This window comes from Streptomyces sp. NPDC043680 (assembly GCF_056436685.1).
This window is the reverse complement of sequence record NZ_JBWKCE010000003.1, coordinates 318,739-338,647: the sequence shown is the minus strand read 5'-3', so window position 1 is coordinate 338,647 and position 19,909 is coordinate 318,739. Positions and strand designations below refer to the sequence as shown.

The following is a 19,909-nucleotide window of genomic DNA, read 5'->3' as shown; positions in this document are numbered from 1 at the left end:
CCGGAATTCGACGGACGACGGAGAGGTGGCTTTACAACTCGCGCGGCCTTTGCGGATCATGCACACCATGACAGAAACCATGCGCACCGTACGTCAGGAAACCCTCGGCGGAATAGAGGTCCTCAACCTGACAGATTCCCCGATTCCCGCTCCCAATTCCACGGAGATCCTGGTAAAGACCCACGCCGCCGGCGTGAATCCGATCGACTGGAAGATCCGTGAATTCGGATTGTGGCTCACCCCGCCGTTCGGCGTCGGCTGGGACGTCTCCGGCACCGTCGTGGCCGTCTCGCCCGGCGAGAACCGCTTCAAGGTCGGTGACGAGGTCTTCGGCCTGCCGTCCTTCCCGAACGAGGCCGCCGGATACTCGGAGTACGTCGCCGCACCCGCGCGCCACTTCGCCCGCAAGCCGCAGTCCCTGGACCACGTCAAGGCGGCGGCCCTGCCGATGGCCGGCCTGACGGCCTGGCAGGCGCTCGTGGACGGCGCGGACATCCAGCCGGGCCAGCGGGTGCTCGTCCACGCGGCGGCCGGCGGTGTGGGCCACATGGCCGTGCAGATCGCCAAGGCCCGCGGCGCGTACGTGATCGGCACGGCGAGCGCCGCCAAGCACGAGCTGCTGCGCGAACTGGGCGCCGACGAGCTCATCGACTACACGAGCGAGGACTTCACCGAGGCCGTCCAGGACGTGGACGTCGTCTTCGACCTCATCGGCGGCGACTACGAGGACCGCTCGCTGCGCACCCTGCGCCCGGGCGGCACCTACATCGGCGCGACCAACCCCCTCGCCCTGGAGGAGATCAAGGCGAAGGCGGAGGCCCTGGGGCTGCGCGGCATCACGGTCAACGTGGCGCCGGACCACGCCGTCCTGGAGCAGTTGGCCGACCTCGCCGAGGCGGGCCGGATCCGCCCGGTGGTCGCCGAGACCTTCCCGCTCCAGGAGGTGCGCAAGGCGCACGAACTGAGCGAGTCGAAGCACACCACGGGCAAGATCGTCCTCACGATCTGACCACGAGCGGTCCACCCCGGGCCCCGGCACGGCACCCCGCCCTGCCGGGGCCGACCCACCTCAGTGGCAGAACTTCGCGGTCGCCTTCGCGGACCCGTCCCGGTAGCCCTCCCGCCAGTCCATGCTCTTCTGCTGGATGTCACGGGGCGGCTTGGCACGGCAGTTGTGCCGGATGTCGGAGTAACCCCGGTCGAACCCCTTGGAGTACTGGCGGCTCTTGCCCGTCTTCTCCTTGGGCGTCGTCCCGCAGAAGACGTCCCCGTCCTTGTTGCTGCTGATGAAGAACGTGCCGGCGGGCAGCTCGGCGATGTTGACGGTGCCGTTCTCCGGAACGGTCCCACCGGCGCCCATGCCACCGGTGCGGTCGGGGTCGGGGGCGAACTGCCCCCTCAGCTCCCAGGCGGCCCCGGGAGTGAAGCCCTTCCCACGGAGCAGGTACACCGTCTTGCCCGGTTCCGAGTTCAGATCGTCCCTGCTCAAGGAGCACTTGGCTGCGGCGGGGGCGGCCGGCGCGGCCACGGCCGGGCCGAACGCGACCGAGGCGACGAGAACCGGGGCAGCGGTGATCGCAAGCCAGGATGCTCTTCGCATGGCTCTGCCTCACAGACTGGTGGAACGCAGTCCCCGAGCACATCCAGTCTAAAGAGGACCCGAACGCGCCGCACGGCGGCAACCGGGACGCGACGGAAGGGGCGGTGGGGGCGCGTACGCCCCCTGTGCCCCCACCGCCCCGGCGGCTCCACGGCTGCTCCGGTCAACTGCCCGCAGCGGCCCCGAAATCCTGCGAGCCGTGCAGCCAGGCCACCTTGTCGTACATGTCGTCGTCCGACAGCGAGGCCAGCATCACATTGCGCTCGACCCGCGCATCCCCGGCCGCGTGGTAGAGCTGACGCCCCATCTCGCGTGCCACCAGCTGCACTTCGGCCGTCCGCTCGCGCCGCGCCGCGTTGTACTTCTCCAGCCGCTGCTCGTAGTCGGCCGGGCAGCCGTCGAGCAGCCCGCTCAGCAGCACCGCGTCCTCGACGGCCTGGCAGGCGCCCTGGGCCGCGTACTGGAGCATCGGGTGCGCGGCGTCACCGAGGAGGGCGACCCGGCCCTCGGTCCACCGGTCGACCGGGTCGCGGTCGCACAGCACCCAGGACTTCCAGTCCCGGCCGAGCTCCAGCAGCCTGCGCGCCGCACCGGACAGTTCCGGGAACGAGTTCAGGACGTGCTCGTGCTCGGCGGGCGCGCCCGCCACCGCCTCGGTGGCGCCGTCGTCCCGCGTCGCCGCCAGGTTGAAGTGCTCGGCACCCGCGATCGGGTAGTGCACGAAGTGCCACTTCGGGCCCGCCCACAGGGTCACGGTGTTCCACCGCAGCTCCTCGGGCACCTCCTCCATCGGGATCACCGAGCGGTAGATGGTGTGCCCGGAGACCCGCGGGGCCCCGTCGCCGACCATCTGCTGCCGGATCGCCGAGTGCAGGCCGTCGGCGCCGATCAGCGCGTCTCCGGTGATGCGCCGGCCGTCCGCGAGGACGGCGGTCACCTCGCCCGCCCTCTGCTCGTACGCCACCACGTGGTGGCGGCCGCGCAGTTCCACACCGGGGTGCCGGCGGGCGGCCTCCAGCAGCGGCAGGTACAGGTCCACGCGGTGGACCACCGCGTACGGGTTCCCGAACCGGGCGCGGTACTTCTCCTTCACCGGCATCGCGGCGACCTTCTCGCCGGTCGTGCCGTCCATGAAGCGCAGCTCGTCGATGAAGACGGCGCGGTCGCGGACCTCCTGGCCCACGCCGAGCAGGTCCAGCGCGTGGAAGGCGTTCGGGCCGAGCTGGATGCCCGCGCCGACCTCCGTGAAGACGTCCCTGCGCTCCAGGACGGTGACCTGGTGTCCACGCTTCGCGAGCCCGAGCGCCGCGGCGAGGCCGCCGATGCCACCGCCGGCGATGAGTATGTCGGCCATGGGTGTCTCACATCCCTTTCGTTGTCAGTGACTGGTGGTGGTGCCCGAGTAGGGGCGCGTACGGGCCGGGAAGAGCCGTTCCAGTTCGGCGTGGAAGCCGGGGAAGGTCTTGCCGACACAGGACGGGTCGTCGAGCGTGATCCCGGGGACCCGCAGGCCGAGCACCGAGAACGCCATGGCGATCCGGTGGTCCCGCCGGCAGGCGATCTCGGCGGCCGCGGGACGGCCGGGGTGGACGGTGAGCCGGTCCGGTCCGGACTCGGTGCGGATCCCGCAGGCCCGCAGGTTCTCCTCGACCGCGGCGATCCGGTCGGACTCCTTGAGCCGGGCGTGGGCGATGCCGTGCACGGTGATGGGGGCGTCGGCCAGCGGGGCCACCGCGGCCAGGGTCATGAAGGTGTCGGAGATGTCCCCCATGTCGACGTCGAAGCCGCCGCGCAGCGGCCCGGTGCCGGTGACGGTGGTCTCCCGCTCGCCGATCTCCACCCGGGCGCCCGCCCGGCGCAGGACCTCCACGAAGCCCAGGTCGCCCTGGACGCTGCCGCGTCCCAGTCCGGGGACCGTGACGGTGGTCCCGGTAACGGCCGCCGCCGCGAAGAAGTACGAGGCGGTGGAGGCGTCGGGTTCGACGTCGAATTCGGCGGCCCGATAGCCGCCGGGCAGCACCTGGATCGCCCCGCCCTCGAACTCGTCGACGTACGCGCCGAAGTGGCGCATCAGCGCCTGCGTCATGGTGATGTACGGGCGGCTGACCAGCCCCTGCCCGCGTACGGTCAGCGGCCGGCGCATCAGCGGCCCGGCCATCAGCAGACCGGTGAGGTACTGGCTGCTGAGCGAGGCGTCGACGGTCAGCTCACCGCCCGTCAGGCCCCGCGCGGTGACCGTCAGCGGCAGACCGCCGACCGGCTCGGCCACCCGGGCGTCGGCGCCGAGCCGGCCGAGCGCGTCGGCCAGCGGGCGCAGCGGGCGGGCCCGCAGCTGACCGGTGCCGTCGAAGGTGAAGGTGCCCGCTCCGGTCGCCGCGAACGGCGGCAGGAACCGGGCGGCGGTGCCCGCGTCCTCGCACCACACGGTGCCCCCCGCGGAGGGGACGCGCCCGCTGCCGCAGACCTTCCAGCCGTCCGGGCCCGTCTCGACGGGCACGCCGAGGCCGATCAGGGCCTCCCGGAAGGCGACGGTGTCCTCGCTGACCAGGGGCGAGCGCAGCAGGGAGACCCCGTCGGCCGCGGCGGCCAGCAGCAGCGCCCGGTTGGTGATGCTCTTCGAGCCGGGGATACGGGCGGTCAGGGCGGTCCCGGTCACATCGCCTCCCGGTGCGCGGCCCGGGCCAGAGCGGCCCGGGCGGTGGCGGCCACCCGCTCCGCGGTGAAGCCGTGCCGTCGGTGGAGGGAGGTGTACGGGGCGCTCGCGCCGGACCGGTCGAGCCCGACCGGGATCCCGGGGTCGCCGAGCAGCTGGTACCAGCCGAGCGCGGAGCCGGCCTCCACGGAGACCCGGGCCCGCACGCCGCTCGGCAGCACCTCCTCGCGGTAGGCGGCGCTCTGCTCCCGGAACCACTCCGCGCACGGCATGGACACGACCCGGGCGGCGATGCCCTCGCGCTGGAGGACGGCCCGGGCGTCGAGGGCGGTGTGCACCTCGCTCCCGGTGGCGATCAGCACCACCTGCGGGGCGCCGCCGTCCGCCTCGGCCAGGACGTAGCCGCCGCGCGCGGTGCCCTCGGCGGACTCCGCCCCGGCGGCGCCGGAGCGGTCGAGGGCCGGAAGGTCCCGGCGGCTCAGGCAGAGTCCGGCCGGCCGGTCGGTGCGCTCCAGTACGGTCCGCCAGGCGACGGCCGTCTCGGCGGCGTCGGCCGGGCGGACCACGTCGAGGCCCGGGACGCCGCGCAGCGCCCACAGGTGCTCCACCGGCCGGTGGGTGGGGCCGTCCTCGCCCCGGCCGGTCGAGTCGTGGGTCCGGAACGCGGCGGCCCGCTCGGGGGAGGCGGCCCGCCAGGGCCGGCCGATGAGGGTGCGCGGCGCGACGAGCGAAGGCCGCCCGGTTTCCTCCCGGGCGGCCGACAGGGCCTCGTACAGGCCCGCCATGTCCTCCTCGTACCTGCCGGTGGCGCTCCAGTCGACCTGTCGGACGTGCCGGCCGTGGGCTCGGAAGGGGGCGGGCACGTCCTCGGAGGCCGCGCTCCGGGGATCGTCCCCGAGGGAGATCCGGTCGTCGTCCCAGAGCACGACCAGGTGTGCGCAGGAGAGGACGGAGCAGTCGCAGTTCGACCAGCCCGGGTCGCCCGGGTCGTGCCGCAGCAGCCGCCGGAAGAGCGGGTGGGCGGCCGGGGTCCGGCTCGTGGCGGCGGGGTGGCCGTGGCCCGCGGCCCCGACGGCGTCGACGGCCAGGGCCCGGGCGGTGTCCACGGCGCTGCGGTCGAGGTCGCTCCACTCGAAGGGACGGGGGGATGTCGGGGATGTCTGCGTGGGACTGATCACCGCTGTGCTCACCGCTCTGCTCAGGGCTCCTCTGCTCGGCCGGTCCCCGGGGGGCGCCGGGGCACTGCTCACTCGTTGGTCACGCGCCGGGGCACACGTCGTGCCGCGCGCTCCTCGGTCACTGCTTGCGCGCCGCTCACTCGCCGGTCTTGCGGTCGAGCACGAGGTCGTGCCCGACGATGTATGCGGCTGCGTCCGAGGCGAGCCAGACGACGGTGTCGGCGATCTCCTCGACGCTGGCGCCCCGGCCGAGGGGGCAGGGGCTGATGGCGTTGATCCGGATGGACTGGCCGACGTACTCGCGGGCCGCGGTCCGGGTCAGCGCGCTGACGGCGGCCGTGGAGGCGGCGTACGCGCCGAGGCCCGGGAGCATGCCCTGCGCGCCGATGTTGCTGGCGGTGTTGACGATGACGCCTCCGCCGGCGGTCTCCATGTGGGCGATCTCGTGCTTCATGGAGAGCCAGACGCCCGTCAGGTTGGCCGTGAGGGTGTGGGCCCAGACGGTCTCGTCGATGTCGGCGACGCTCTGGTGCGGGCCCAGTTCCGTGGTGTTGTTGAAGGCCACGTTCAGGGCTCCGTGGCGGCGTACGGTCTCGGCGACGACGTACGCGGCGCCGGCCTCGGCCCCGGCCGTGGTGTCCGACACGTCGGCGATCACGCTGTCGGCCTGCCCGCCCGCGTCGCGGATCAGCTTGACCGTTCCTTCGAGCGTCTCCGGGTGGCGGCCTGCGACCACCACGAGCGCGCCGAGCCGGGCGAAGGCAACCGCCGCTGCCCGGCCGATGCCTTCGCCTCCTCCGGTCACGAGGACGACCTGGCCGTCGAACCGTTCAGACATCAGCGTTCTCCTGATTCTCCGCATCGGATTTAACGGGAAAGGCGTTCTGTGGAACGCCACCAACCAACCGTCACCCTGCAAGAAAGGGGGGCCCGCGGGGCAGTGGACTTCGGTCACTTCGTCAGGTCCTGAGGGCATCTGACGTAATGCTGCGACCGGCTTTGACACGGGCGTGCGCCGGGCTGATGCTGCACGCCGGCCCAGCGGCGGAAAAGGGAGATCAATGCTGACGCTTTCATGGACCCGTCCGGTAGTCGACGCAGGTCAGGAGTGTTGCGGCGGTCCGACGCGGGAGAACCTGTGGCAGGCGCTGCTCCACAAGGCACAGTTCCCGGTGGACTATGTTCCGGCCATTAAGGAATGCCGGATCACCGAGTGGTACGCCGATGGATTTCTACGGGAAATCCGGCGCGGCGACCAGACGTTCCGGCAGCGGGTGACCCCGCAGGAGAGCGCGGGGCGCATTACCTACCGGCATCTGGACGACACCGACATCGCGGAGATCCGCAATGAGATGGGCGAGGACGAGCAGGGACGGCTCACGCTGACGCTGAGCATCACCCTGACCGACCGCCCGGCGGCCGCGGTCCTCGCGCAGAACACCTATCTGCGGGACCTGGACTGCGATTTCCACGGCACGCTGGAGGCCATGACCCAGGTGCTGCACCGGGTCATGATGCGCACCGCGGCCGACGCGGCCACGACGACGGCCCCCCACGCCCCGCAAGGGTCGTGAGGGGCCGTACGCGTACGCCCCGGCCCGGGCCGGCGCCGCCTGCCCGACGGCGCCGGGCCCGTCCGGGCCGTCCTACCTGCTGTGCACGGCCTGCCCGTCCTCCCGGATGAGGTCGAGTCCGGGCAGCGCGGGCAGGGTGTGGACGCCCTCGACCGTCGCCTCGACGTCGAACACCGTGTACTGCACCGGTGGCCGCCCGATGAGCTCGGCGGCCCGCGGGGCCAGCGGACGGGCAGCCGCCTCGGCCGACTCCCACAGCAGCACCGCCCCCCACCGCTCGGTCGCCGGGTCCGCGATCCAGAACTTCAGCCGCAGGCCCTCGACCCCCGCGAACCGGTCGACAGCCTCATCGCGCAGGTACGCCCGCAGCGAGGCGATGCTGTGCCCCGAACCCGACAGGTCCCACCAGGCCACCGTCGCCTTCACACCAACTGCTCCTGGAGCAGGCCCGACAGGGCGTCGGCGACGATGCGGATGCCGTCCTCGGTGAGCACCGACTCGGCGTGGAACTGCATCGAGCGGAAACCGGGTCCGCGCAGAGCGTGCACCTCGCCCGTCTCCGCCTCCCGGCACACCTCGACCGTGCCGATGCCGGGCACCTCGACGGTGTCCGCGGCGCTCTGCGAGGCGAAGGTGTTGTAGAAGCCGACGCGCTCGCGCCGCCCGAACAGCTCGATCTCCCGCTGCACCCCCTGGTTGGGGTGCTCCCTGCGCCGGAGCGGGAGGCCCAGCTTCATGCTGAGCACCTGGTGGCTGAGGCAGACCGCGAGGAACGGCCGCTGCTCCGCCAGGAGGACGTCCACCGCGGACCGCAGGTGCGCGATCTTCGGGTGGTCCACGTCCCGCGGGTCGCCCGGCCCCGGCCCCATGACGACCAGGTCGTACGGGGCGAAGCTGTACGGCTCGTCGAAGCGGCAGACCGTGACGTCGGCCTCCATGGCCCGCAGCTGGTGTTCGATCATCGCGGTGAAGGTGTCCTCCGCGTCGACGACCAGCACCTTGCGGCCCACCAGCAGCGGGACCGGCCGGGTGCGGGAGGCGTCGTCGTCCAGCCAGAAGCCGGCGATCGTCGCGTTGCGCCGGCTCAGCGCCGCCCGTACGTCGGGGTGGTCGCCGAAGCGCCGCGGCCCGGACTGCTCGAACATCGCCAGCAGCCCGGCCGCCTTGGCCCGGGTCTCGGCGACCTCCGACAGCGGATCCGAGTGCCGCACGAGGGTGGCGCCGACGCCGATGCGCATCCGGCCGCGGCTGTCGATGTCGGCGGTGCGGATGAGGATCGCCGAGTCCAGGGTCTGCCCGGCGTTCTCGTCCTGGCCGACCAGGGCCAGCACGCCGCTGTAGTAGCCGCGGCCCTGGGGCTCGTACTTCTTGATCACGCGACCCGCGCTCTCCAACGGGGAGCCGGTGACCGTCGGCGCGAACAGGGTCTCGTGCAGGATCTCCCGAGGGTCGCGGGAGGTACGACCCTCGATGAAGTACTCGGTGTGCGCGAGCCGGGCCATCTCCTTGAGGTACGGCCCGACCACCCGGCCGCCCGACTCGCAGATCCGGGCCATCATCTTCAGTTCCTCGTCGACGACCATGTACAGCTCGTCGGCCTCCTTGCGGTCGGCGAGGAAGTCCATGACGCCGGGCAGTTCGGGACCCGAGGCGGGGAACCGGTACGTGCCGCTGATGGGGTTCATCACGGCCCGGCCGCCGCTGACGCTCACGTGCCGCTCCGGAGAGGCGCCGATCAGCGTGCGGTCGCCGGTGTGCACGATGAAGGTCCAGTACGCGCCGGTCTCCCGCTCCAGCAGGCGGCGGAAGAACCGCAGCGCCGCGTCGACGGAGTAGTCGCTGATGTCGGCGACGAAGGACCGCTTCATCACGAAGTTGGCGCCCGCGCCGGTGCCGATCTCGTCCGCGATGACCCGGCGGACCGTTTCGGCGTACGCGTCGTCGTCGATGTCGAAGTCGCCGCCTGCCGCCAGGTGCACCGGTGCGTCGGCGATCCGGCCCAGCACGGTCTCCAGCGGCAGCTGCGCCTGCTCCTCGATCACCATCGCGAGCAGCGGGGTGCCGTCGTCGGGCGCCTCGAAGCCGCGCTCGGCGAGCTGGCGGTAGGGCACCAGGGTGAGCACGTCCTGACGGGCGCCCGCTCCGGCCTCCAGGTCCCGCAGCGGGATGTCGGCCAGCGTGTCCGCCTCGGTGAACTCGCCGAGGAAGAGGTCGATGTGCCCGGAGACGGTGGTCTCCGGCCGGTGGATCAGGGCGAAGGCCGGCGGCCGGCCGGTGAGGATCCGGCCCAGCAGGTCCCCGGTCATGCGGATCCCCTTCCCGCGTAGGCGGCCACCCGGTCGGGGAGGGCCGTGAGGAGCTCCTTGGTCGTGGTCAGCCGGGCGCACCGGCCGGCGGCGTACTCCAGCGCCATCCGGTGGTCCTCCCAGCTGAAGTCGGCGATGGCGTCGGCGACGAGGAAGGGCTGGATGTCGTTGGTGAAGGCGTCGACGGCGGTCATCAGCACGCCGACGTGGGCGTACACCCCGCAGATGATCAGCTGGTCGCGGCCCTGCGCGCGCATCCGCTCCAGCAGGTCGGTCTTGAAGAAGGCGCTGTAACGCCACTTGGTGAGCATCCAGTCGCCTTCGGCCGGCGCCACCGGGTCCACGACCTGGCGGTGCTCCGGGCTCGGCTGCATGCCCGGCCCCCAGAAGTCCTTGAGCAGACCGCGCTCCTCGGGCGTCATCCCGCCCGGCTGCGCGGTGTAGGCGACGGGAATGCCGAGCTCCGCCGCGCGGACGCGCAGCTCCCCGGCGTTGCGGGACAGGTCCACGACGGGCTGCTCACCCGCGGGGAAGGCGGCCAGGAAGTACTTCTGCAGGTCGTGCACCAGCAGGACGGCGCGGTCCGGATCGACCTCCCAGTCGACGGCGGAGGCGGGCAGGTCGGCCGCCGACGGCATCGGATAGGGGCTGATCGCAGGTATCCCTGCCATGCGTTTCTCCCTCTCGTTCACGCTCTCGTTCACGGTTCGCTGACTGCTTGCACCGGTCTCAGGCACCGAGCGCCGCACCGCCGTCCACGGTGAGGTCGTGCATCGTGATGTGGGCGGCCTTGTCGGAGAGCAGGAAGACGACCGCCTCGGCGACGTCCTCGGGACGCGCCAGCTTGCCCAGCGGGATGCCGACGCGGTACGCGTCCGGAACGCCCTCGATGGAGGCGCGGGCGCTGCTCTCGTCCTGCCACATCGAGCTGAGCATCGGGGTGTCGGTGGAGCCCGGCGCCACGAGGTTCGCGCGGATGCCGAACTTGGCGACCTCCAGCCCCAGGCACTTGGTGAACATGGTCGCGGCCGCCTTGGAGGCGGCGTACGCGGACATCTCCGTACGGGCGGTGCCCGCGGCGTTGGAGGCGATCGTGACGATCGCACCCCGCCGGCGCGGCACCATGCGGTTGACGACCGCGCGGGAGACGAAGAAGACCCCCGTGGTGTTGACCGCGAACGTCGTGCTCCACTCCTGGTCGGTGAGCTTGCGCGCCTCGGCGAGCCGCAGCACGCCCGCCGCGTTCACGAGGAAGTCGAGCGGGCCGACCAGCGCCTCGACGTCGTCCACCAGCGCCTCGACGTCCGCGCTGGAGGTGACGTCGGCCGGGAACGGGTCGACCCGGCCGCCCTGCTCGCCGACGGACTTGGCCACCTCGCGCAGCCGGTGGGCATCGCGGTCCACCGCTGCCACCCGGACGCCCCGGGAGGCCAGGGCGCGGACGATGGCCTCGCCTATGCCGCCGGCCGCTCCGGTGACCAGAGCGATCTTTCCTTCCATGATGGAGTAACCCCCTTTTTCTTCTTCGGCCTCAGCCGCGCCAGGCTGAGGCGACTTCGATGGCCTGGTCGGAATTGAGGCGCGGATCGCAGAACGAGGTGTACTTCTCGCCCAGTTCATCGACGTGGAATTCGTCGGCGACGCACTCGTGGACCTGGTCGGGAGTCGTTTCCAGGTGAAGTCCGGCCGCGACGCCGCCGTTGTCGACCACGGCCTTCTGGAATTCCTCGACCTCGCGCACGACGGTTTCGACGTAGCGGGTCTTGATCCCGCCCGGTGCACTGACCGTATTGCCGTGCATCGGGTCGCACATCCACAGCACGGGGTGGCCCGCCTCGCGGACCGCGCGGACCAGTTCCGGCAGTTTCGCCGCGGCGGTGCCCTGGCCCATCCGGGAGATCAGCGTGAGGCGGCCCGGCTCGCGGTCCGGGTCGAGCTTCCCGCACAGCTCGACCAGCTCGGCCGGGGTCATCTTCGGCCCGACCTTGGTCGCGACCGGGTTGGCTATGGTCGCGAACAGCTCGACGTGGGCCCCGTCCAGCTCGCGGGTGCGCTCACCGATCCACGGCCAGTGCGTCGAGGTGAGCAGCCGCGAGCCGTCCGGCTCGGTGCGCACCATCGGCCCCTCGTAGTCGAGCAGCAGCGCCTCGTGGCTGGTCCACACGGGCGCCTCGGCCCCGGAGGGGCGCTGCTCCCCGTGCCAGCCCAGCAGCTCCATGGCCCCGGCCGCGGCCCGGTAGCCCGCGACCAGGCGCTGCGGGTCGGGGCGGCGCAGCTCGGGGTCCGGCTCCGGGCTGTTGACCATGTGGCCGCGGTAGACCGGCAGCTCGACGCCGGCGACGGTCTCGGTCGGGTTCGAGCGGGGCTTGCCGAACTGCCCGGCCAGCCGGCCGACCCGGATCACGGGCTTGAGCGAGCGCGTCTTCATGACACCGGCCAGCACATCGAGGAGGGCCGCCTTGCGGGCCAGGTAGCCGGGAGTGCACTCGGCGGGGTCCTCCGCGCAGTCCCCGCCCTGGACGACCTGCACTTCGCCGCGCGCCGCCGCGGCGAGCAGGGCCCGCAGGGCGTCGACGTCCTCCCGGCGCACGAGGGCCGGGGCGTCCGCGAGTTCCGCCCTGGCATTCGCCAGGGCTTCTTCGTCCGGCCAAACGGGCTGTTGGCCCGCGGGCAATGATTTCCAGCGTGCAACACCGTACATGTGGCACCTCCCAGTGCTGAACCTGCCGTGACATCAGATGCAGCGAGCAGTCTGTGAAACGGGTAATCGGCTGAACCACCAGAGATTCGCCACTTCGTCAGGTGGCGGTGCGTTAGGTCAGGTCGTGAGCGGACCCGCGGAATTGACCTGACGCACTACCGCGACAGACGGGACGGACCGGCCGCCGGAGCCTTTAGGGTCCGCACACGTGGTGAGGCACAGAGCACGCGGAACACCGGCACTTGACACACCATCACCGCACTATTTCAGGCGTAAGCCGTGACGTTCTAAGGTCGGGATCGTGGTTAGTCAAGGAGCTGGAGCGCTGCTGAAGCAACTGGTGTCCGAGGGCGTCTCGCCGTGGCTGAGCGCGCACGACCCCGAGGCGTTCGACGCCGGAGTCCGGTATCCGACGCTGGGAGCCCACTTCCACAACGCCCTGGCGCCCGCGGGCAGCACCCTGGCGCAGCTGCGGCGGGCCTGCGATCTCCTGCTGCCCGTCTACGAGGTGAGCAAGGGCACCGTGGGCCACGTCTCCGTGGCCGTATCCCCGCGGTGGGCCCACGACGCCAGGGCGCTCGCCACGGCAGCCCGCGCCGTGCACCGCTCGGTGGCGCGCGCCAATGCGCTCGTCCGCCTTCCCATGACCCCGGCGGGCCTGGAGGCGCTCGCCGACTGCCTCGCCGAGGGGATCGGGGTGCACGCCTCGATGGTGTTCTCCGGGGAGCGGTACGCCGAGGTGCTCGACGCGTACGTCGACGGGCTGGAGCGGTCCCTCGCCTCCGGCCGGCCGCTCGGCGAGGCCCCGATGGTGGCCTCGTTCGCGGTGGGCCTCTTCGACGCCGAGGTCGACGCCCGGCTGGACGAGCTGGGCGTGGACCCAGGCCACGAGGTCCGCGGGGCCGCGGGGCTGGCCGTGGCCCGCAGGATGTACCGGCTGCGCGAGGAGCGGCTCTCCGGGGACTGGTGGCGGGTGCTGCGGGCCAACGGCGCGCCGCAGCCGCGCCTGCTGTGGGGGACCGGGGCCGACGGCAGTGTGGGCACGCTCATCGGCTGGAACACGGCCCTGGCCCTGTCCGTGGACACCCTGGAGGAGGCCGCGCAGGACGCGGAGCTGTCCGGCGACACCCTGCTGAACGGGGACGGGGCCGCGACCTGCGCCCTGCAGGCACTGGAACGGCTCGGCGTCCCCGCGGAGCAGGTCGCCGCCGTGCTGGAGACGGCGGAACTCGCCCGTCTCCAGCACCGCTGGCTCCTCAGGAGGGGATCCGGTCTCGCTGCCTCTCCGGGAAGCGAGTACTGGTCAGCGCCAGCAGCGGAGCAGCCTTGACCGCGGTCTCCTCGTACTCCGCTGCCGGGTCGGACAACGCCACCACGGCTCCGCCCACCCCGTACGAGACCCGTCCGCCGGTGACGGTGGCGGTGCGGATCACGATGCTCAGATCGGCGGCGCCCGAGAGGGAGAAGTAGCCGATGGCTCCGGAGTACACCCCGCGCGGGCCCGCCTCCAGCCGGTCGATGATCTGCATGGTCCGGAGCTTGGGCGCGCCGGTCATCGAACCGCCGGGGAAGGCGGCGCGTACGCAGTCGACGGCGCTCGCCTCCGGCCGCAGCCGGGCCCGTACGGTGCTCACCAGCTGGTGGACGGTGGCGTAGGTCTCGACCCGGAAGAGCTCCTCGGCCTCGACCGAGCCCGGCACCGCGCACCGGCCGAGGTCGTTGCGGACCAGGTCGACGATCATGAGGTTCTCGGAGCGGTCCTTCTCGTCGCTCAGCAGGTCCGCGACCAGGGCCGCGTCCTCGGCGGGCGTCGCGCCGCGGGGCCGGGTGCCCTTGATGGGCGAGGACTCGACCAGGCCGTCGCGGGAGACCCGCAGGAACCGCTCGGGCGAGGTGCTGAGCACCGACAGCTCGCCGAACTGGAGCAGCGCGGCGAACGGCGCCGGGCTGGTGCGGCGCAGGGTGCGGTACGCGGTCCAGGGGTCGAGGGAGGTCTCGGCCTCGGCCATGTTGGTGAGGCAGACCTCGTAGGTCTCGCCGGCGGTGATCTCCTCCAGGCAGGTGTCGATCAGGTCCAGGTAGGCCCCGCGGTCGTGGCGCAGGGTGATCTCCCCGGCGGCGGCGGGCGGCCGGGGGGCCGGCAGGCGCAGGCCGGCGAGCCGTGCGAGCCGTTCCGCCGTGCCGACCAGCCAGGCCTCGGCGGCGGCTTCGGACGCGTGCGGCGCGCCGTGCCCTTCGCCGGCCCCTTCGGTGCCCTCTCTTGTGCCCTCTTCGACGAGGGCGAGCAGGTGGGTGGTGCCGGTGGCGTGGTCGAGGACCAGGGCCCGGTCGGCGAAGACCATGGTGGCGTCGGCGACCGGGGAGCGGTGCACGAGGCCCCCGCCGCACTCGGCCTTGAGCTCGTAGCCGAGGTAGCCGACCCAGCCGAGGGTGAAGTCGAAGGGGAGCTCGGACGGCGCGGGGAGCTCCGTGTGCAGGGAGCGCAGGTCGCGGTCGATCCACTCCAGGAAGGCGCCGGCGACGAGCTCGCTCTCGCCCGCTGCGGAGGTGACGGTGACGACCCCGCTCCAGACGTCGGCCGTGGCGACTCGGGCCAGCGGTCCCGTGGCGTCGCCCATGACGGAGAACCGGCCGCGGTCACCGCCGGGCAGGCTGCTGTCCAGCCAGTAGGCGTGGTCGTTGCCGCGGAACAGCTGGTCGAAGACGGCCTCGGCGTCCCAGCGGGTGGGCAGCCGGCGGGTGGTCAGGCGCAGGCGGCGGGCGGCGGCGGGCGCGGCCTCGGGCGCCGGGGCGTCGGCGGGGGCCGGAGCCGGAGCCGCTGAAGGGGCCGGGGCGGTGAGGCGGACGGCCCGGTGCTCCGCCTGGTGGGAGCGGGTCAGTTCGGCGAAGTTGGCGAGCAGCTCGGTTCCGTACTGACTGCAAATCGACTCGGGGTGGAACTGCACCCCCCACAAGGGTCTCTTCCGGTGGCGCAGCCCCATCAGGATGCCGTCCGGCGTCCAGGCGGTGGCCGCCAGCTCGTCGGGCAGGTCCGTCACCGCGAGGGAGTGGTAGCGCACCACCTCCATCGGGGAGGGCAGCCCGGCGAACAGGCCGGTGCCCTCGTGCAGCACGGGCGAGGTGCGGCCGTGCCGGGGCTCGGGGGCCCGGTCGACGGTGGCGCCGTGCAGGTGGCCGATGCCCTGGTGGCCGAGGCAGATGCCCAGGAGCGGCACGGGCGAGTGCTCGACGATCCCGGCGCAGATGCCGAAGTCGGCGGCCCGGTGCGGCGTCCCGGGGCCGGGCGAGACGACCACGTTGTCGAACGCGGCAAGTTGTTCGATCTTCCAATGCGGGTCGTCATTTCGGACGACTTCCGGCTCCCGACCATTGACCTCGGTCAGATAGTGGAAGAGGTTATAGGTAAAAGAGTCGTAGTTGTCGACCAGAAGCGTGCGCACGATGAAATCTCCCCCCGGAGCGGCTCAGGACAAGTTTGCGGCAGTTGGCTTGATTTCGATCAGCATGTGCTCAACCATGTCCTCTCCGTACTCGCCCTCGCGGACCCGGCAGCTGGCGACCGTCTCCAGTTCGCGCCGGCAGGCGTCGGCGATCTCGTACAGCGCGGCCAGGTCGCCGCGGTCGCTGAAGTGCAGCAGGACGCGGCCGCCCGGGGCGGTCCAGTGCACCGACTGCTCCAGGTAGCGGCGGTGCGTCTGGTAGCCGGTGTCCACGTAGGCCCGCTCGTGCACCGACTTGTACTCGTAGCTCTCCGGCCCCATCACGTAGTTGGAGCTCCAGAAGACGACGTCGAACCGCTCCTCCTCGCGCAGCCCGGAGAACAGGTCGCTGTGCACGGCCTGCAGACGGTCCGCCACCCCGTGGCGCTCGGCGTTGACGGAGGCGTTCTCCACGGCGGAGGGGCTGATGTCGGCCGCGACCACCCGGTCGTATCCGGCCAGTGCCGCCGTCACCGCTATCACGCCGGTCCCGCACCCTATCTCCAGGAACGAACCCGAACGCGGCGCGGCCTGCGGGAGGTTGAGGCCCAGCAGCTCCAGCGCCACCCCCGTGGAAGGGGAGTAGACGGGGGCGAAGACCTCGTCGAACAGGTCCCACTCGCGGTCGCCGAGGGTGAACACCCGGGGGCGGTCCTCGCGGGTCAGGGACAGCCGGCTGCGCAGCAGCGACCGCTCGTAGCTCTGGAGCTGAGACAGCTGATCCAGCTGAGACAGCTGAGACATGCGAACTCCTCGTGAAACTTCGGGCTGTGGACGGCACGGTGGTGGTGCCGGCGGTGGCGTCGGCACCGGAACGCTCGGCGCTCAGCCTGCCCTTGAGTGGTCCTCGACCAGAAGGTGTCCACGTGACAGGATCACTCATGGAGAGTGGTGACCCGATCACCCTCCGCGTCGCTGACCTGTGATCACTTGTCCGGCGTTTCTTGACCGATTCTTGCCCCAAGGGATACTTTCAGGCGGGCCAGGGATTGCTTGCACCTGAGTTGGTGCAATCGTGAACGGCTTTATGGGGGTCGGGGGAAGTCGTGGTTGACCACGCTTACGAAATGCTGGAACTGCTGAACAGAGAGGCGCCTGCGGCTGCCTTCGACGAGGTGGTCCGCAAAGCGCGTGAATCCGGCCTGTCCGGGGATGCACTCGCACAGCTCAGCAGGGCCAGGGACCAGAGCCTCGGCATTCGCGCCCTCTTCGTGCGGCGCCAGCAGCGCGAGGCCGGCCTCGCCGCGCTCGTCGACACCGCGCGGGACCTGACCCTCCCGTACGACCTCGACGAACTCCTCAAGGTGATCACCCGGCGCGCCCGGCTGCTGCTGGGGCTCGACATGGCCTGGGTGAGCTTCGACGACCACGAGGCACAGGTGTCCCGGGTGCGTTCGGCGGACGGCCACGCCTCCGCGCTGACCATCGGCTTCGCCATCCCGCTGACCGGCGGGGGCGTGGGCAAGCGGGCCTCGGACGGCTCGGCCCCGTTCTGGTCGGCCGACTACATGAACGACAAGACCTTCCAGCACAGCCCGGTGATCGACGAGGTGGTGCAGGCCGAGGGACTGCACGCCGTGATGGCCGTGCCGCTGCGGCACGCCGGGACCGCCCTGGGCGCGCTGTACGTGGCCGACCGGCACATCCGGCACTTCACCCCCGACGAGGTGTCGCTGATGAGTTCGCTCGGCGACCTTGCAACCGTTGCGATCGAAAAGGCGCGGCTGCTGGAGCAGACCCGGTACGAGGTCGAGGAGCTGGAGCAGGACACCTCCCGCGCCCTCGATTCCTCCACCACCGCCCGCCAGCTCCGCGAGACGCACGGCCGTCTCCTCGACCTGGTGCTCCAGGGCGTCGGCCTCGGCAGCCTGGCCGCCGAGGCGGTCAAGGGCCTCGACGGCACCCTGCTGGTACGGGACGCCGCCGGCCGCGATCTCGCCTGCCCGGGCGGGGAACCCCCGCAGCTCAACGAGGCGGAGATCCGCACCGTGCTGCTGGACGCGCACACCGACCGGCAGCCGCGCAGCACGAGCGACGGCACCTGGGTCGCCTCGGTCGCGGCGGGCGACGACATGCTGGGCACCCTCATCCTGGTCTGCGACGAGCCCGTCACCGACCGGCAGATCCAACTCCTCGCGCTCACCGCCCAGGTGACCGCCGTGGTATTGCTCATGGAGCAGGGCATGGCCGCCGCCGAGGGTCACATGCGCGACGAGTTCTTCCACGACCTGCTCCGCGGCACTTCGCTGTCCCCCGTGCAGATCGCCGAGCAGAGCCGCCGGCTCGCGCTCAACCTCGACGAGCCCCACGTCATCGTGATCGCCCGCCCCGAGGGCGGGGTCCAGGGCCGCGTGCTCGCCTGGGCGGCCTCGTACGCCAACCGCCACCACGGCCTCAAGAGCGTGGACGGCGACGTGGTGGTGCTGCTCCTGCCCGGCACCGAGGCGGGCGCCATAGCCCGTGCGGCGTCCAAGGAGCTCTCCGAGGTGCTCGGCAAGCCGGTGACGGCCGGCTCGGCCGGACCGGTCGACGATCCGGTGGCGATCGTCCGCATGTACCAGGAGGCCCGCCGCTGCCTGGACGCGGTGGCGGCGCTCACCGGCACCGGCAGCACCGCTTCGCCGGAGGAGCTCGGCTTCCTCGGCGTGCTGCTCTCGGAGAAGCCGGACATCGCCGGGTTCATCAACGACACCATCGGCCCCGTGCTGGACTACGACGACCAGCAGTACACGGAGCTGATCCGCACGATGGAGGCGTACTTCGCCTCGGCCAACAGCCCCTCACGGGCCGCCGAGTCGCTGCACGTCCACCCGAACACGGTCTCCCGCAGGCTGGAGCGGATCACCGAGATCCTCGGCGAGGACTGGCAGAAGCCCACCCAGGCCCTCCAGGTCCAGCTCGCCCTCCAGCTCCAGCGCACCCGCCGGGCCCTCAACCAGGGCCGCCGCGGTCCGTCCCGCCAGACCATCGGCTGATCCCCCGGAAGCCGGCGGCGCGGTCGGGCACGGCATGCGGTCAGGCGCTCTCCTGGGCGCGCTGCGTCAGCATCCGTACGGCATGGGCGGCGGAGGCCAGGGTGGTGTGGCGGTGCCAGCCGCCGAAGGACCGGCCGCCGAAGTCGGTGAGCCCCACCTTCCGGGAGATGTTCGCGAAGTCGGCCTCGACGTTCTGGGACCGCTTCGCCAGCCGCAGCAGTGCTCCGGGCGGCGCCTGCGTCATATCGCTGATCCAGCACTGCTCGGGCCAGCCGCGCGGGTCGTTCCACTCACCGAACAGCAGCAGCGGACGCGGGGAGTGCGGCAGTTCCACCCGTACGCCGACCACCAGGGTGGTGCGCGGACGCATGGTCACCGGATCCATCCAGGTCACCGGGCGGCGCAGCGTCCGGGCCATCAACAGCAGCTGGTGCGCGGCGAGTTCGCGGTTGCCACTGGACGGCAGCACCGGATCGGCGCACTTGACCCGCAGGGAGCCGCGGGCCGCGGCCACGAAGTGCATGCCGGACGGCCCGAAGCGCCGGGCCACCGCGCCCGGGTCGACGTCGGGCAGGTCCAGCACCACGGGCCGGTGGATGCGGCCCACCCAGTCCCGCAGTTCCTCGACCGCTCCGGCGGCGCATTCGAGCGGGGTGGTCGCCAGCTCCGATTCGTGGACGTTGGGGGAGAGCGGTCCCACGCTGTCCCGCCACTTCTGGGTGAGCGCGAGACGCCAGTTCACCGGGCAGCTCTGCTCCTCGCCGACCGACCACACCCCGAAGGCGATCTGGCTGTTGACCATCTGCCCCCGCTCCGGCACGAACCGGCGGGCCACGCCGACGGACTCGGTACCGGCCTTGGAGATGACCACCGGCTGGACGACCCAGGCCCGGGGGCGCAGCGCCCGCTCCAAGTAGCGGGCGAGGGCGGCCCGTACGGGACCCCAGTCCCAGGTGGAGGACACCACGAAGTGGTGCAGGCTCTGCTCGGCCGCCCGGTCACCGACGTGGGCCGCGATGTTCCGTATGGACTTGCGGCCCTCCGCCTTGAGCAGACCGCGCAGGTACACCTCCCCCTTGCGGCGCTGATCGCTGCGCGGCAGCGAGGCGAACAGCTCGGCACAGAGCTCGTCCACGATCAGGTCCGGTACGAACCGGCTGCTCAGGGTCTCCAAGCGTTCGAGACTCGGTGCGCTCATGATGGATCCATCCCTTCCCCCGGTGTTCTCTCCAGCCCCTCAACCCTGCGTTCGGGCAGGGCGGGAGAACCAGGTGGAGCCGTCACACACATTCGCCCGCCCGTGCACCGCGGGTCATCAGCCCCCGACGAGCCCCGGCGAGCGGTTGATCATGTGACGAAGTGCCCTGCAGGGCCTTGGCCTGGTCGGGGACCGGTCGCAGACTCGTCGAGGGCTGCTGGAGTCCTGTCGACCCATCCGCCCCA

16 protein-coding genes and 2 pseudogenes are annotated in these 19,909 nt (G+C 71.8%); 4 read left to right on the top strand and 14 right to left on the bottom strand.

The window, feature by feature from the left end; translation table 11 throughout:
* The first annotated feature begins 67 nt into the window (after positions 1-67).
* A complete protein-coding gene (locus AC0666_RS08090; protein WP_468965904.1) occupies positions 68-1,009 on the top strand; it encodes an NADP-dependent oxidoreductase in 942 nt (313 codons plus the stop codon).
* Positions 1,010-1,069: 60 nt separating this feature from the next.
* Here AC0666_RS08090 and AC0666_RS08085 read toward each other — a convergent pair whose 3' ends face one another.
* The 6 genes and pseudogenes from AC0666_RS08085 to AC0666_RS08060 all read right to left on the bottom strand — a co-directional run bounded on the left by AC0666_RS08085 (position 1,070) and on the right by AC0666_RS08060 (position 6,269).
* Positions 1,070-1,600 carry a hypothetical protein gene (locus AC0666_RS08085; protein WP_468965907.1) on the bottom strand — a complete coding sequence of 177 codons (531 nt, stop codon included), beginning with the start codon at positions 1,598-1,600 and terminating at the stop codon, positions 1,070-1,072.
* Positions 1,601-1,763: 163 nt separating this feature from the next.
* Positions 1,764-2,954: a 3-hydroxybenzoate 6-monooxygenase gene (locus AC0666_RS08080; RefSeq protein ID WP_468965910.1), complete on the bottom strand. Its 1,191-nt coding sequence runs from the start codon at positions 2,952-2,954 to the stop codon at positions 1,764-1,766.
* A 24-nt stretch (positions 2,955-2,978) separates the two neighbouring features.
* Positions 2,979-4,256 carry a 3-phosphoshikimate 1-carboxyvinyltransferase gene (aroA, locus tag AC0666_RS08075; RefSeq protein ID WP_468965913.1) on the bottom strand — a complete coding sequence of 426 codons (1,278 nt, stop codon included), beginning with the start codon at positions 4,254-4,256 and terminating at the stop codon, positions 2,979-2,981.
* Positions 4,253-4,909 (bottom strand): annotated as a pseudogene (locus tag AC0666_RS08070) (transketolase-like TK C-terminal-containing protein); the annotation flags it as partial. The pseudogene AC0666_RS08070 and the gene aroA, both read right to left, overlap by 4 nt.
* Before the next feature lie 21 nt (positions 4,910-4,930).
* Positions 4,931-5,359 (bottom strand): annotated as a pseudogene (locus tag AC0666_RS08065) (hypothetical protein); the annotation flags it as partial.
* Between the two features lie 208 nt (positions 5,360-5,567).
* A complete protein-coding gene (locus AC0666_RS08060; RefSeq protein WP_361714746.1) occupies positions 5,568-6,269 on the bottom strand; it encodes an SDR family oxidoreductase in 702 nt (233 codons plus the stop codon).
* Between the two features lie 223 nt (positions 6,270-6,492).
* On the opposite strand from AC0666_RS08060, the gene AC0666_RS08055 reads away from it, so the two are divergent.
* Positions 6,493-7,005, top strand: coding sequence for an AtaL-like protein (locus tag AC0666_RS08055; protein WP_468965916.1), 513 nt, complete (start codon positions 6,493-6,495; stop codon positions 7,003-7,005).
* 72 nt (positions 7,006-7,077) lie between these two features.
* Here the strand turns inward: AC0666_RS08055 and AC0666_RS08050 are convergent, their stop codons facing one another.
* From AC0666_RS08050 to AC0666_RS08030, 5 genes are read right to left on the bottom strand one after another with little or no spacing between them, the layout of a single operon-like run.
* Positions 7,078-7,431 (bottom strand): hypothetical protein, encoded by a 354-nt coding sequence (locus AC0666_RS08050; protein WP_478707278.1) that lies wholly within the window; start codon positions 7,429-7,431, stop codon positions 7,078-7,080.
* A complete protein-coding gene (locus AC0666_RS08045) occupies positions 7,428-9,311 on the bottom strand; it encodes an anthranilate synthase family protein (RefSeq protein ID WP_468965924.1) in 1,884 nt (627 codons plus the stop codon). Before AC0666_RS08045 ends, AC0666_RS08050 begins: the two co-directional genes overlap by 4 nt.
* Positions 9,308-9,982, bottom strand: coding sequence for an isochorismatase family protein (locus AC0666_RS08040; RefSeq protein WP_361714734.1), 675 nt, complete (start codon positions 9,980-9,982; stop codon positions 9,308-9,310). Before AC0666_RS08040 ends, AC0666_RS08045 begins: the two co-directional genes overlap by 4 nt.
* A gap of 58 nt (positions 9,983-10,040) precedes the next feature.
* Entirely contained in the window at positions 10,041-10,811 is a 771-nt protein-coding gene (locus AC0666_RS08035; RefSeq protein WP_468965928.1) for a 2,3-dihydro-2,3-dihydroxybenzoate dehydrogenase, read from the bottom strand.
* A 31-nt stretch (positions 10,812-10,842) separates the two neighbouring features.
* Entirely contained in the window at positions 10,843-12,012 is a 1,170-nt protein-coding gene (locus AC0666_RS08030) for a 3-deoxy-7-phosphoheptulonate synthase (RefSeq protein ID WP_468965930.1), read from the bottom strand.
* A gap of 301 nt (positions 12,013-12,313) precedes the next feature.
* On the opposite strand from AC0666_RS08030, the gene AC0666_RS08025 reads away from it, so the two are divergent.
* On the top strand, positions 12,314-13,342 hold the full coding sequence (locus tag AC0666_RS08025; RefSeq protein WP_361714727.1) for a transaldolase family protein: 1,029 nt from the start codon (positions 12,314-12,316) through the stop codon (positions 13,340-13,342).
* Here the strand turns inward: AC0666_RS08025 and pabB are convergent.
* Both pabB and AC0666_RS08015 read right to left on the bottom strand, forming a co-directional pair.
* The gene (pabB, locus tag AC0666_RS08020; protein WP_478707277.1) at positions 13,269-15,452 is read right to left on the bottom strand and encodes an aminodeoxychorismate synthase component I; all 2,184 of its coding nucleotides are present in this window, start codon (positions 15,450-15,452) and stop codon (positions 13,269-13,271) included. The genes AC0666_RS08025 and pabB overlap by 74 nt on opposite strands.
* A 24-nt stretch (positions 15,453-15,476) precedes the next feature.
* The gene (locus tag AC0666_RS08015) at positions 15,477-16,235 is read right to left on the bottom strand and encodes a methyltransferase domain-containing protein (RefSeq protein WP_468965937.1); all 759 of its coding nucleotides are present in this window, start codon (positions 16,233-16,235) and stop codon (positions 15,477-15,479) included.
* 323 nt (positions 16,236-16,558) lie between these two features.
* Between AC0666_RS08015 and AC0666_RS08010 the strand changes: the two genes are divergently transcribed.
* A complete protein-coding gene (locus tag AC0666_RS08010) occupies positions 16,559-18,466 on the top strand; it encodes a helix-turn-helix domain-containing protein (RefSeq protein ID WP_478707276.1) in 1,908 nt (635 codons plus the stop codon).
* A gap of 40 nt (positions 18,467-18,506) precedes the next feature.
* Here the strand turns inward: AC0666_RS08010 and AC0666_RS08005 are convergent, their stop codons facing one another.
* Positions 18,507-19,664, bottom strand: a complete 1,158-nt coding sequence (locus AC0666_RS08005; RefSeq protein WP_361714715.1) for an IS701 family transposase — start codon at positions 19,662-19,664, stop codon at positions 18,507-18,509.
* Positions 19,665-19,909 lie beyond the last annotated feature (245 nt).